This window comes from Acinetobacter sp. WCHAc060025, from assembly GCF_004209355.1.
In the GTDB taxonomy this organism is placed as follows: Bacteria; Pseudomonadota; Gammaproteobacteria; order Pseudomonadales; family Moraxellaceae; genus Acinetobacter; species Acinetobacter wuhouensis.
Window position 1 is genome coordinate 122,724 of record NZ_SGSX01000002.1, and the last position, 12,788, is coordinate 135,511.

A 12,788-nucleotide genomic window follows, 5' to 3' on the forward strand; every position below is an offset into this window, starting at 1 on the left:
TTCCTTAAATTTTGGTTAAAAAAATCCCGCCAAATGGCGGGACCTTTGGCAAATCAGGCTTTAGCCTGTATTTCGCTTATGCTTCTAAATAGCTTTCCATTGCCTTATCGATTGCATCGCGATGTGTAAAATCTTGGGCAATAACTTTATCCTCATCGTCATAAACAAAGTATTCGATGTGGTTAGGGGTTGTATTCCACTTTTCAACACGTAGGCGGTTTTGAACTAAAAACTCTAAGCGCTTCGAGTCAGTGGTTATTTCAAATGAGCCTTCTGGTGTATCAATTGAAATTGGGAATTTTCCAAAAAATGAACCTGCTGTTTTTAGGCCAGCAAGAAACATATTTTTATCCCGTCCAGTAATTTCGATATCATCTTTGCCATCGCCACCTTGGAGCTTTACTGATTGGGCATCTGAATCGGCGGCTCCATTAATCGTGTTAACACATGATTCAAACCAATTTTTTAGATACGTAATGGTTTCAATGGTTTTTAATTCTTCGCTTGTGAGTTGCTCAATCATTTAATTCACCGCCTCTTTAAGTGCTTTACCAGCTTTGAAGGTTGGAACTTTTGATGCAGCAATTTGAATCTCTGCACCTGTTTGTGGGTTGCGCCCAGTACGCGCAGCACGGTCAGTCACTTTGAATGTACCAAAGCCGATAAGTGCAACTTCACGACCATTGGCTAATTCATCAATCACTGTGGTTTCAAAAGCCTGAAGTGCTGTTGTTGCTTGCGCTTGAGTCAGGTCAGCACGTTCAGCAATTTGTTTAATTAATTCAGATTTATTCATGGTTTATTTCCTTCGTTTTAGATTGTTGCTAGATCAAGAGACATCGGTACATACTCACCGGTCTCATCATTACGTTTGTAAAAACGCAAATAAGATTTACTGCCAGCAATACCGATGCTGTCAGTGATGGCTTGCATTGCTTCAAGCCATTTTGGATGGTTGATCTCAATACGTTTAAGACCAAGAATTTTGGTGGTGCTGATTTCGCCTTTTTTATCAACATTAAATGCACTATTGATGATGGCTTTGACTTCATCGCGACCATCAGCAGTCCATTCTTTTAAGCACTCATCAATCAAATGCTTGGCAGCTTGTAGGCGCTCATCAAAGGTAATGCGTTCAGCAATGTTGCGCTGGATCTTCAGACGGCCATCAAAAGTTAAAAGCTGTACATTACCTTTGGTACCACCAATTTTTGCACCATATTGATCGGCAGAAATTTGAACAAATGCAGCAACATCTGCAAAAGCTGGGCCTTTGAAATTTAGCATTTCTTGATGTAGTGCTTCCGCTAGCTCCCAAATGCGACGCACTGTTTGATCACGTAGCTTGTCAACTTCTTTAACATTGGCTTCAGGCACTAATGAGCCTTGAGCATTTTCCCAATAACCTTCAGGGATGTTTGTTTGTGCATTCATGCGATTTTCCTGTTATTTAAAATGTTTCTGTTTTGCTTCAAAATTGATTTGACACTGAACACAGCGTGTCACACCTCCAATAGCTCTGCGCTGAGCTGGGATTGCATCACTGCAATCCTCGCAATCCAGCTCACTTTCCTTGTCGAACTGAGGGCGCGCACTAATAGATGCTTGCATCTGTTGGGTGCGAAATTCCTCAGCCATATCAACGAGATCAACCATTACACCCCCCAAGCACTGCAACAAAGGCAGTGCATAAGAGGTAAATTGGGAAATTGATTAGCATGGCGTTGGTTAGAGTAAATTCCATTTAGACCTCCATCACCAGATTGTGATCAACCACATCAGCACCCAACTCAGCCGCCACGTTTAATGCGCCTGTAAGCAGGTTGCCTACGGCCAATGGGTATAAGAGACTTTCATTTTGTTTGTTGCGCCCCACATTGCGGGTGAGTTTTGCGCAAATAGCATTGATGCCAGATTCATCAATAAACTCGGAAAGTTCACGGTCTGCTGATTTGCATTTGTGCTGTAAATAGTCAACCAGTGTGGTTTGGGTGAATGGCTCCAGTGTGACAATCTCACAACGCTGAACCACTTCACGCACTTCAGGGTTGTTTTCAGCAAGCTTATTTTTAAGCTCATCTTGTCCGATCAGAATGATGCTGAGCAGTGGTGTAAAACCATTTTCCAATTCAATAAAACGCTTCAGATGCTTCAGGGTTGGAATAGGCAGACTGTGTGCTTCTTCGATAATAAGCAGGTGGTGATGACCCGCCTTGCTTGATTCCTTCAGTAGATTGTGGATTTGGCGGAAACGCGCCTCTGGAGAGCGTTTGGCGCTCGCGCTAGGTGCAAGTGCTGACAGAATAGCTTCCGCAATATGCAATGCTTTTAAGGTTTTTCCTTTGGTGTCATTGTCCTCCATCCCTTGCGGGTAGGGTTCAATCACAATCGTTGGAATGCGTTCACGCTCAATACGGTCATTCAGTTCGCGGCGCAACGTGGTTTTGCCAGCACCAGACTGGCCGACAACTGCGATGAAACTGCTGTTGCCTTTGGCTGCCTGATACATGGACTCGCGCACATAATCAATGTCGCCGTTACGGAACATTTCAGCACTACTACGAATATTTTCAGCAAAAATATTCTTAAATAATTTAAACTGTCTTTTCGCTGGTTGCGATAAAGTTTGTTTTCTGAGCAACATGAGTTGTTCTTCCTCCAGTGATGCTGCTGTGCTCTTAGTGGTTTGGACGCCTGAACTAGGAGTTACAGCAGCGGTTAATGCTTGATTGATTAAGGTGAGTTCAATACCCAATAAATTTAGGGTCTCGATTAGTTTTTGCTTTACAGCTTCGGGATCACGTTTTGGCCACACTCCATGCTTTACAATTGAATTAATTGCTGGCGGGCTGATGCTGAGGCTCTTAGCAAGCCAAGCTTGTGTAATCTTGTTGTCGTCAAGCAGTTGTTGCAAAGTCATGTTTATTCCCCAACGACTTTTAATTTAGGTTTGTTTTGAGTACCTAAGATGCGTTCCGCCCAGTGCTGGATATCTTCCTGTGGTACGTTGCCATCTGGGTATTCATTTTTCAGCATGCTCATGTGCTCGGCTGTCCACGCATCCTCAACCAAGCCTTTGATCTGTTTTGCGGCCTGAATGTAATTCAGTGGCGGCAATTGATTTTTCTGCTTCTGAATATCCATTTGCTGACCCGCACGCGGTAAATAATCAGGCACATCATGCTTAGTAATGGTCTTGGTGATATCAATTTGATCTTGATAAATTGGTGTGCGCTTCTTAATCGCCTTATCTACTTCAGCTTGCGTATCAGCGTTGTAGGCCTGCTTCATGACACGCTTGCGGGCCTCATCAATCTTGCTGTCTGGCATGGCGCGAATTTCTTGACCGATCACAGGTGCATCTTGCAGCTGACCGAACATGTCTAATTGATCTGGTACACAGGTGTAAATCACTTTTTCACCATGTTCATCAACCGCAATAACATCAATGTCGGGGGCGCGGTATGGATTGACCACAACATCAATTTTTGCACCCACATAAATGTCAGGAATGTGCTTCAAGCTATAGAATTTTTCGCCATAGCCTTTGATGGTGTATTGCACGGTTAGATCACCGCGAACAGTGCGCGTAATTGGTACGGTAGTAACCAATTCTCGGCATAGTTCAATTGCTGGCGCAATGCGTAATTGCTCTGGGCGAATCATGTTCCAAACCTGATTGCGAGTACGCTTGGTGCGGCTGTGAATCTTGGTCTCGTTAAACATGATGCGCCATTCGTTTGCAAAGGCATTCAACTCTTCAATGCTGTCTACTGTTTTGTAGCTCAGCAGCGACTCAAACTGTGTTTCAATTAAATCGTTGGCTTGCTCAACCGAGCCTTTGGCGCGGCTGTTGTTGGTGTCATGTGCAATAAATTCCACATCCAAGCGAGTCATTAAATTCTTAAACATGCCGCTGGTGTTGGCTGTACCGCGGTCAACATAAAGAATAAATGGCACACCATTCATTGGCTCTTTCATGCTGCGTTTTTGGATGCAGCTAAAAAAGAAGTTGGTCAGGTTTTCCACATTCTCAGAGCGCCAGAAGTATTCATGGTAAAAACTGCCCGAGGTGTGGTCGGTTTGCACATAGCGGATCACACGGTCTTTCTCAATCTTTTTAAGATTGGCAGGCTTGTTCTTGTAGAACTCACGCTCATCCATGACATGTAGGCCGACCTTATGTTTTAGGTAAAACACCACACAGACTGAAGCATCGATTTGCCAAACATGGTTTGGATGCAATGAACGCTGGCGTGTGTGCGCTGTCGGCAGCGTCAACTGTGCAGGGTGGCACATGTTTTGTTTCATGATGCGACTGATGGTTGCAGCAGAAACATTGGGCGCTTTGCCATTGTCTTGAGCGACTTCTAACGCAAGCTTGATCGACATGCGTTTTTTACCAGTTTTGCTCATGGTGTTGATCACCATGCCGCCCACCAATTCGGCAGCTTCAGTGCTCACAACGGTATTGCCTTTATCTGAGCGGGTTTTACGGCCAGAGCTAAAGCCGACTTTTGCAAGGCGGCGGTACAGTTCGGCATTACTGACGGTAAGATATTCACAAGCACGCTTAATAATTGGCCCGCGCTTACCGTGACCTGCTTCGGTAAGCTCTGCGGCAATTTGGCGCAAATAGTCGAGTTCGGCTAAGTTCGGGTGAGTCATTATTATTGTCCTGATGTATCGGTATCAGCTGTTTCTGGGAACATCCAGCTTGGGTTTAAAATCTCTTCAAAGCTGACCTCAGTGCCAAGGCGCTGAACGTACTGCGCATAGCGTTGGCAAACAGCAACAACAGATTCATCCACATGTTCAAACAGTTGCGGTAAGTCTTTGCTTTCAGCGATATCCATCACACCACCAAGGGCATTGATGTAACGATTGAATGCTGTGAGAAAAAGAATTGATTCTGTGCTCAGAGTTTCCAGTGCAGCTTTTTCCAATTCCTGCGGTTCAGATTCAGCACGACGTTTAATTTCAGCTGGACTGCTAAGCTTGGTCACTTGCGTGTCCAGTTGATTCACTTTTTCATCCTTCTTTTGAAGAATGGTTTCTAAAGCGTCTTTATCCGCTTTTAGCTCTTTGTTTTCAGTCTCAAGCGCATCTTTCTGTTTGCGGTGCTTTGCTGACATTTCTTCAATGAGGTCAATTAGGCTTTCACGGTCTTCAGCTTTAACCGCTTCACCTTCAATAATGACTTCACGATCAGCGTCATCTAGTTTGCGAAGCTTGCGCAGGTCGCGGTAGCCAAGGCCCATGCGCTGGCTTGTTTCAAGGAAGTCTTCGCCAAACACTGAAAGGTTTTGGATGTCTTGATTAATTTTTTCATAGCTATGCCCAAGGCTATTGCAAAATTCTTCAAAGGTTGTAACTGTTACAGGTTTTCCATTTGTGCTAATTATGTTCAAACCCTTGTATTGCTTGGTTTCTTTGATTTCAGCAATTAGCTTAATTTCTGTAACCGTTACAAGTTTCTTAAAAAAAGCTGTAGCCTTTAAAGCACCTATTTTTTCAGAAAGCTGAATTTGCTCAACTGAAACTGACTGTTGGATTTGAGCTAACTCATTCTGGTTAAATTCAGACATGATCAATCCTCTGATTTAATTTGATTAACACGAGCGCCTACACGCTGTATGTGTTCTGAAATATGCGATTGGGCGCGATTAATTTCATCTGAATGCGCATGAGCAATTGCAACCAGCTCACGCCCTAATGCGTAGCTGCCATCATCCAGTTGAGAAGCAAGACCTTCCTGAATCAGGGTTTGCAATGCACGGTGTACTTGGCTTGCACTTTCATTTAGCTCTTTGGCTAAATCAGATATTGTTATGCCTTTGAGGCTTCGGCCTTTGAGCGCTTTAAGCACCTTGAGAATTTTGCCGCCCGATTTAACTGTGCTCACTTACGCCTCCAAAACCGCGGTCATTGATCTGTCTTGCAGTAATTGAGTGAGCTGTTCGATGACGTTTGTATTTTGCATGCAGCGCAATACAAGGCTGTAAGCGAACTGATCCAATAAATAACCTTCAGCTGGTTCGGCTTGGAAAATGCTGTCAACCAAAGTGAGGTTGAGGTGTTCGGTATTCAGTTGCTCATGAATTTCTTGCAGTTTTTGGAGGTTGGTCTGGTGAATCTTTGTATATACATATGCCGCAGTACAATTGGTCTGCATGTGTGTGCACAGAAAGTATTTCGCCATATTGAGTGTTGAAACGAATTCACAACCATCAATGAAAACGGTTTTTAAATTCTCAGGAAAAACAGTGGGGTTTAAGCCAAGAGCATGCTGGATTGATTTCATGTTGTTCTCTATTCCTTGTATTTGTTAGGGTGCAAAAAGGTGCTATTATTTTGCGGATGGTTTTAAACCAAAGAAAACAGCAATGTCGTGCGCAATACCGAAGTTGCCCTTTGATTGCCCATTCAAGACCTTGTAAACATCTTGTTTGCGCCAGCCGTGTTCTTTGGCAATAGATGCGAAGGTCACGCCTTTTGAACGGTATTCAGCTTTAACCTGTTCAACGGTTTTAACGGCCATTTGTTGTGCTCCTGTAGGTGCGTAAAAAAACGTATTAAGTTGTGTTAATTTGATAATAGTGCAGAATTCTGCACTTGTAAACATATAAAGTGCGGATATTTTCATGATTGGTATACGTTTAAAAGAAGAAAGACAGCGCCTTGGCCTCACACAGCCTGACTTTGCTAAGGTTGCAGATGCTTCTAAGCGAACATTAATTGATTGGGAGAAAGGTGTTTCGGCGCCAAACGGATTTCAATTGTCTGCATTAGCTTTAATTGGTGCGGATATTCAGTATATTGTTACCGGGCAACGATCTTCTGCGGTTTTACCATCAGAAGAAGCCTTTATGCTTGAGAAGATTCGTCAAGCAGATGCGGCAACTCGAAATAAAATTTTAATGTTATTGCTAGGTGCACAAGACGCGACAGGTGCTGTCGTTAACAATCAGGGTGGTATTAATAACGGTGTTCAAGTTGGGCATAATTCAGGCAAAATATTTTCTAAAGATTAGTAGAAGCAATTTTTCCTGATGGGGTGATTAAATTGAATAACGATATAAATAATGGTGTTGTGATGGATGAAAATACAGGAACTGTAATTAATCAGCCATATGGAACAACCGTCATTCAACAGCCAGTGACTCTCTGGGATGAAAACTCTTGTGTTTTGAGGACTGAGCGTGCACTATGCGCTGAAAAACTCTGGGAGTTGAGGTCAAAAAGAATTCTTCCTTTTATTTGGGGTATTTTTGGCATAATACTTACAATATATTGTTTGCTAAAAATCGTAATTCCCAACCTATTCGGTCTTTCTCCTCATGATTTGGCTGTTGTTTATATGGCTATGTTTTTTGGTGTGGTAATTCCACTGGGCTGGTTGATTTGGATTAGGAAGCAGGATGATGAATTGTTGGTCTATTACAAAGCTCGAATTAAATTGATCAAACACATTTTGAGAGTGCGAGGCGATTATTAATTTTAACTGAGTGTTAATTTATAAATATTATTTTTAGTTTTTATTGGGTGGGTTATGGGGCGTGATTTTGAATGGTTAAGATGGGTTGGTTTAAGTGTTGTTCTTAGTATCTTGGGGGCTGTTTATTTTGTTAATAGTAAAAATCACAAGAATGAAATAGAGGTTAATCAAGATGCTCAGCTTCAAGCGGATCGAGAGTATGAAAAAAATCTAGATGAAGTGGCTATGGCAATGCATGAGGCACAAATGGAGGCGCAATACACTCAAGATAATCCTTCAGCATATCCAAAAATAAGTTTGCAACAAACTATTAGTTTTATAAATCGTGTTGAGCAGCTCCGCTCAAGTGATTCACAAATTAACCTAGAATACACTCCTGATGTTGCTCGTCAGAGCCGAAAATACAACGCTTTAGTTGATGAGGCTGAGGCTGTTTATGGAGATATGAATATTGCTAATCACTTAAGGTATTGTACTGTATTTGTTGATATCGCGCGCAATCTATGGCAGCTTCAATACTCACCTTCGAGGGATGCAAAATTTGACCAGCATTCATATGAGTCATACTCAAAAAATTATGAAGCTGCAAAGCAAGGTTGTCTTGAGGATGTTCAAGCTAAATTAATCGGAAACCCTTCCGCCTGATATAAAAAATATAAAAGCAGCACCATGACCTCATCATTAGATGAGGTTTTTTGTTGTGTCAAATACCCCTAAAAAATTTGTACTTTCAAAGTTAAGTCTAGGCCGTCTTGAAGGCGTAAACCCTGACTTAGTCAAAGTTGTTAAACGAGCGATTGAAATCACCCAGCAAGACTTTCTTGTTGTTGAAGGCGTGCGTTCTAAAGAGCAATGCTATATCAACTACGGCAAAGGCCGTACAGCTGCGCAATGTACTGCGAAAGGTGTGCCAGTAAAATACGCACAGCCAAAACTTGCGCAAGTGACATGGCTGAATAATCCACTCTCCAGCAAACACGTTACAGGTAAAGCAGTTGATTTAGTGCCTTTCCCTGTGGACTGGAACGATCTTTCCAAATTTGACCAGATTGCTAAAGCCATGTTTGCCGCCGCCAAAGAGTTAGGTGTGTCGATCCGCTGGGGTGCAGACTGGGATAATGATGGCAACTACCGCGAAAAAGGTGAATATGATTCACCGCATTTTGAACTTTAAGGAGGATATTGCATGCCTTCTAAAGTTAAAAATAACCTTGCCCAGCTGGCGAAAGTTGAACGCTATATTACTCGCTTTCAATTGCTCTCAAACATCCATGAGCGTGCTCTGATTGGGCATAACGACCAGCTAGATTACTCTTGGAAAAGTGGCTATGACGCTGGTGCACGTGATGCCAGTGAAGCTGTTAAGCGTCATGCTGCTAAAGACAAAATCACATTGCTCGTAAATAAACCTGTAGTAGTTGAATCCGAAAAAATTCAGCAACTTCGCCTACAGCTCTCCACACGTGAAAGTGAGCTGGATCAAAAAACACTAGAGCTTTCTGAAGCTAAGCAAAAAATACTAGATCAAGCAAAGCGACATCAACAGCGTGTAGATGAGCTTAAGATTGAAATTGCACAAAAGCCTGAGCCGATTTTGGCTGAGCTGGGTTCCTTTACAAATACTGGTTTTGTGGTGGGAAATTGGCGTAATAGCTGGAAGTGGATCAGTAACTGGTGCTTTGGCCTAATTGTTTTCTTTGCAACTACACCTATTCCTCCAGAGCTGCTTATGGTGCTGCCTGAAGATATACGTACATATCTGATTGCATGGACGGCACTCTGTGGCCTTGTTGGACGTTACATCAATCAGACTAAACCTGTATCGCTTCCACCAATTGGTATTGGGGATGCTGATGTTTGAAACCCTAAAATTTAACTTTTCAGAAGCCAATTGGATCGTGACAACGATCCTCGGCATCTATATCTGGTTCATCAACAAACAAAGTGCTTCAGCAAAAGAAATGCTGGATTTACGCATGCGCGTAGTTGAACTAGAAAATACTGTCAAAGACATGCCATCAAAGGTGGATGTTGAAAACTTACGCGGTGAATTGAATTCACTGAATAAACAAATGGACAGTGTGCAACATGGTGTACGTCGTATTGAACAATGGCTTATTGATAATAAAAAGTGAGGAATCATGAGCTTTGAAAATCAGCTTAAGGAAGAAATGCGTTTAGTGCTACTTCGCTTACTGAATGAAATGCCATCTTACAGAGGCAATAGTTCAACTTTACATGGCGGACTAGATCGTTGGGGATTAAGTTTCAGCCGTGATCAGGTTAAGACTGAATTGTATTGGCTGAAGGATCAGGGTTGTTTAAGTATTGAAATGGAAGATCCTGCTGTGCTTGTGGTGAAACTGACTGAACGTGGTCAGGAAGTGGCTGAGAACCGCACTCGCATTCCTGGCATTAAACGTCCTTCAGTTTAGGAGGCATGATGTCATCCATTAAAAGATTGCCTGAAGAGCAGCGAAAGTTCATTGAGAAGCTTTTGCGTGAAGATCGTCTCACACTTAATGAAATGTTGGATGAAATTCGTGCTGAGTTTCCTACAGCAACTATTCCGAGTCGCTCAGCATTAGGTCGCTACCACAAGAACTTTGAAGATGAGGCAAGAGAATTTAGAAAAATTGCCGCAGCCTCGGAGCATTTGGTCAAGGAGTTTGGTGAAGATCCAGATGATAAAGGCGGTATGTTATTGGCTCAGGCTGTTCAGGCTGTTGTGACTAAACGTGCACTGGATGAATTGACCAATAATGGCGACGATGACGAGAATCCACAGATGGACATTTCTGATGTGGGAGCTTTGGCACGTGCTGCACGTGCGGCCATTATGACCAAAGAAAAAGCCATGGAAAACCGTGCTGAAGTTCGTCGTCAAGCACGTGAGGAGTTGCTGAAAGAACAGGATGAAAACCTGAAAAAAGCAGCTGCTTCACAAGGTATGGGTGAAGATCAAATTCAATTCTGGCGTGAAAAAGTACTGGGAATTAAATAATGACTACACTAAAACCTCGGCAAGATACAGTACGGATTATTGACTGGGATGAGCTTCCAGAGCGTGCACGAAATCTGCCTAACAATCTCAACCCATTTGAGGAAGGTGTTTTGATGAAACACCAAGTCGAATGGCTCAAGATTAAGACAGATATTAAAGCATGCCCTAAAGGCCGTCGTACTGGCATTACCTTTGCTGAGAGTTTTGATGCAGTATTTACTGCTGCTGCCAGCAAAGAAGCTGGTGGTATGAGTGTTTACTACATTGGTGATACCAAAGAAAAAGGTCTTGAGTTCATTGGCTACTGTGCCAAATTTTCACGTGTCATTGCTGAAGCTCAGGGGCAAATTGTCCAGATTGAAGAGTTTCTCTTTGAAGACCAAAATGACAAAGGTGAAACACGGCAGATTACCGCATACCGTATTCGATATGCGAGTGGTTTTCAGATTGTGGCTTTGTCCAGTCGTCCTGAAAACATCCGTGGTTTACAAGGTAAGGTGGTGATTGATGAGGCAGCCTTTCACCCAAATGTACAGGGTGTAATGGAAGCAGCAACCGCACTATTGATTTGGGGTGGTCGCATTTCTGTTATTAGTTCACATAATGGCAAAAATAATCCTTTCAACCAGTTTGTCAAAGATATTGAAAATGGAGTCTTTGGAGAGGATGCCAAAGTCCATGTAGTAACTTTTGATGATGCTGTAGAAAATGGTTTATATGAGCGTGTTTGCTTTATGCAAGGCAAAGAAGCAACGCTTGAAGGTAAAGAAAAATGGTACAAAAAAATCCGTAAAGCTTATGGTAGTCGTAAGGCTGCCATGCGTGAGGAACTTGATGCCATTCCGCGTGATGGATCGTCAGTGTGCTTACCTACACTTTGGGTAGAGCGAGCAATGTCTGAGCCACGGACTATTTTACGCTTAGCGCTGGGCGATGACTTTACTGAAATGACGCCTGATGAGCGTGATGCTTATATTGATGATTGGATTCAACGTTATTTAGAACCTGAATTACAAAAGCTAGATCAGCGCAAACAGCACTGTGCTGGACAAGACTATGCACGTCACCGCGACTTCAGTTTTATTCTACCGTTTTATATTGCTCAGGATTTACGACGGATTGCACCGTTTGCAATTGAGATGCATAAAGTGCCTTCACGTTTACAGCAAAAGATCCTTTGGTACATGTTGGATCGACTGCCACGTTTTGGTGGTATTGCGATGGATGCAACGGGTAACGGTGAAACCCTTGCAGAAAATACAGCCGAAAAATATGGTGAACACATGGTGCACCAAATCAAGCTCAGCCGTGCTTGGTATGGTTTGTGGACACCCAAATTAGTCACTGCCTTTGAAGAGGATATGATTGATTTGCCACGAGATGCAGACCTCAAAAATGACTGTTCTGCGATTGAGGAAGTAGACGGTATTTACATGGTATCCAAGGCGCGTGCCAAGGATATTAAAGACCCTGAGCTGCACCGACATGGGGATGGTGCGGTAGCCATGATTTTAGGGTGGTTTGCAAGCCTGCATCTATCCAGCCCAATTGAATTTATCCCACTGCCATCTGCCAGTGATTTGGAAATGAATCAGGATCGTTATGACGGATGGTTTAGTGAAGCTGGGTGCATTTAAAAAGAATGCACTTGGCTGGAAGGCTTTCCGTCTGACTTTTACTTGTGCAATTCCCCACCATAAAGTCACCTTAAAATGAGTGATGCGAAATGAAACAATCATCGGGTGTGCTTGACTGTTCGGGCTGGTATTTGGACTTTATGGGTGAGATGCAGAGTTTTGCAACACGGCCTACGGATGTGCAAACACTGAAGGAAATGAAATCTCGATTTGCGAATGCGATAAACCAAGTAGATGAGCTTGTTCGATTGCAGCAGCTTGGAATAAATAAGCAATGTTCATGCTGGGATGGTCATAGTGCTATTCGACATGAAGGTGTACACGCATCCTTCCAGCCATTGAAACCTAAAAAATTTAAAAAAATAAAATCCAAGTTGAAGAAATCGCGATTCAAACCAGCAGAACTACGTCCTGTTGATGGTCGAGCTATGCGCTCTCAAGCATTTAGTGTAGAGGTTAAGCTGGGGGATGATGTTGTTTTTAGCCGTGTCGTTCCTGAAGTGGGTTCGCCTTGTGGTGTGGCAACTATGGACACACAAACCAATTTGCGAATCAAAGAAATTTTGCAATCAGCGTTAGGCTCTGTGAATACCTCTTTAGGGGTGAATGGCTACACTTTTAAATATTAATCACGGCTCCTTTAGAAAAA

General features: G+C 42.9%; 20 protein-coding genes. 10 read left to right on the forward strand and 10 right to left on the reverse strand.

Annotated features, from left to right (window positions below):
- Nucleotides 1-76 precede the first annotated feature (76 nt).
- The 10 genes from EXE09_RS02200 to EXE09_RS02245 form a co-directional block, all read right to left on the reverse strand.
- Complete coding sequence (locus EXE09_RS02200; protein ID WP_130116181.1) at nucleotides 77-523, reverse strand: hypothetical protein; 447 nt, start codon at nucleotides 521-523, stop codon at nucleotides 77-79.
- Nucleotides 524-796, reverse strand: coding sequence for an HU family DNA-binding protein (locus EXE09_RS02205; RefSeq protein WP_130116182.1), 273 nt, complete (start codon nucleotides 794-796; stop codon nucleotides 524-526).
- Nucleotides 797-813: 17 nt separating this feature from the next.
- Nucleotides 814-1,434, reverse strand: coding sequence for a DUF3164 family protein (locus EXE09_RS02210; RefSeq protein ID WP_130116183.1), 621 nt, complete (start codon nucleotides 1,432-1,434; stop codon nucleotides 814-816).
- Nucleotides 1,435-1,446: 12 nt separating this feature from the next.
- Nucleotides 1,447-1,656, reverse strand: a complete 210-nt coding sequence (locus EXE09_RS02215; protein ID WP_130116184.1) for a TraR/DksA C4-type zinc finger protein — start codon at nucleotides 1,654-1,656, stop codon at nucleotides 1,447-1,449.
- 88 nt (nucleotides 1,657-1,744) lie between these two features.
- Nucleotides 1,745-2,920 (reverse strand): ExeA family protein, encoded by a 1,176-nt coding sequence (locus tag EXE09_RS02220; RefSeq protein ID WP_130116185.1) that lies wholly within the window; start codon nucleotides 2,918-2,920, stop codon nucleotides 1,745-1,747.
- A gap of 2 nt (nucleotides 2,921-2,922) precedes the next feature.
- On the reverse strand, nucleotides 2,923-4,668 hold the full coding sequence (locus tag EXE09_RS02225) for a DDE-type integrase/transposase/recombinase (RefSeq protein WP_130116186.1): 1,746 nt from the start codon (nucleotides 4,666-4,668) through the stop codon (nucleotides 2,923-2,925).
- Between the two features lie 2 nt (nucleotides 4,669-4,670).
- Nucleotides 4,671-5,588, reverse strand: a complete 918-nt coding sequence (locus EXE09_RS02230; RefSeq protein ID WP_130116187.1) for a hypothetical protein — start codon at nucleotides 5,586-5,588, stop codon at nucleotides 4,671-4,673.
- A 2-nt stretch (nucleotides 5,589-5,590) separates the two neighbouring features.
- Nucleotides 5,591-5,905 carry a helix-turn-helix domain-containing protein gene (locus EXE09_RS02235; RefSeq protein ID WP_130116188.1) on the reverse strand — a complete coding sequence of 105 codons (315 nt, stop codon included), beginning with the start codon at nucleotides 5,903-5,905 and terminating at the stop codon, nucleotides 5,591-5,593.
- On the reverse strand, nucleotides 5,906-6,304 hold the full coding sequence (locus EXE09_RS02240; protein ID WP_130116189.1) for a hypothetical protein: 399 nt from the start codon (nucleotides 6,302-6,304) through the stop codon (nucleotides 5,906-5,908).
- 45 nt (nucleotides 6,305-6,349) lie between these two features.
- Entirely contained in the window at nucleotides 6,350-6,541 is a 192-nt protein-coding gene (locus tag EXE09_RS02245) for a DNA-binding protein (RefSeq protein WP_130116190.1), read from the reverse strand.
- Nucleotides 6,542-6,644: 103 nt separating this feature from the next.
- Between EXE09_RS02245 and EXE09_RS02250 the strand changes: the two genes are divergently transcribed.
- The 10 genes from EXE09_RS02250 to EXE09_RS02295 all read left to right on the forward strand — a co-directional run bounded on the left by EXE09_RS02250 (nucleotide 6,645) and on the right by EXE09_RS02295 (nucleotide 12,768).
- Complete coding sequence (locus tag EXE09_RS02250; protein WP_130116191.1) at nucleotides 6,645-7,034, forward strand: helix-turn-helix domain-containing protein; 390 nt, start codon at nucleotides 6,645-6,647, stop codon at nucleotides 7,032-7,034.
- Between the two features lie 32 nt (nucleotides 7,035-7,066).
- Complete coding sequence (locus EXE09_RS02255) at nucleotides 7,067-7,498, forward strand: hypothetical protein (RefSeq protein WP_130116192.1); 432 nt, start codon at nucleotides 7,067-7,069, stop codon at nucleotides 7,496-7,498.
- Nucleotides 7,499-7,552: 54 nt separating this feature from the next.
- Nucleotides 7,553-8,143: a hypothetical protein gene (locus tag EXE09_RS02260; protein ID WP_130116193.1), complete on the forward strand. Its 591-nt coding sequence runs from the start codon at nucleotides 7,553-7,555 to the stop codon at nucleotides 8,141-8,143.
- A 55-nt stretch (nucleotides 8,144-8,198) separates the two neighbouring features.
- On the forward strand, nucleotides 8,199-8,672 hold the full coding sequence (locus EXE09_RS02265; RefSeq protein ID WP_228257134.1) for a M15 family metallopeptidase: 474 nt from the start codon (nucleotides 8,199-8,201) through the stop codon (nucleotides 8,670-8,672).
- 12 nt (nucleotides 8,673-8,684) lie between these two features.
- Nucleotides 8,685-9,359, forward strand: coding sequence for a hypothetical protein (locus EXE09_RS02270; RefSeq protein ID WP_130116195.1), 675 nt, complete (start codon nucleotides 8,685-8,687; stop codon nucleotides 9,357-9,359).
- Nucleotides 9,352-9,633: a DUF2730 family protein gene (locus tag EXE09_RS02275; protein WP_130116196.1), complete on the forward strand. Its 282-nt coding sequence runs from the start codon at nucleotides 9,352-9,354 to the stop codon at nucleotides 9,631-9,633. Before EXE09_RS02270 ends, EXE09_RS02275 begins: the two co-directional genes overlap by 8 nt.
- Before the next feature lie 6 nt (nucleotides 9,634-9,639).
- Nucleotides 9,640-9,933 (forward strand): ArsR family transcriptional regulator, encoded by a 294-nt coding sequence (locus tag EXE09_RS02280; protein ID WP_130116197.1) that lies wholly within the window; start codon nucleotides 9,640-9,642, stop codon nucleotides 9,931-9,933.
- Between the two features lie 8 nt (nucleotides 9,934-9,941).
- A complete protein-coding gene (locus EXE09_RS02285) occupies nucleotides 9,942-10,502 on the forward strand; it encodes a phage protein Gp27 family protein (protein ID WP_228257135.1) in 561 nt (186 codons plus the stop codon).
- Complete coding sequence (locus EXE09_RS02290) at nucleotides 10,502-12,139, forward strand: hypothetical protein (RefSeq protein WP_130116199.1); 1,638 nt, start codon at nucleotides 10,502-10,504, stop codon at nucleotides 12,137-12,139. Before EXE09_RS02285 ends, EXE09_RS02290 begins: the two co-directional genes overlap by 1 nt.
- A gap of 89 nt (nucleotides 12,140-12,228) precedes the next feature.
- Complete coding sequence (locus EXE09_RS02295; RefSeq protein ID WP_130116200.1) at nucleotides 12,229-12,768, forward strand: hypothetical protein; 540 nt, start codon at nucleotides 12,229-12,231, stop codon at nucleotides 12,766-12,768.
- Nucleotides 12,769-12,788 lie beyond the last annotated feature (20 nt).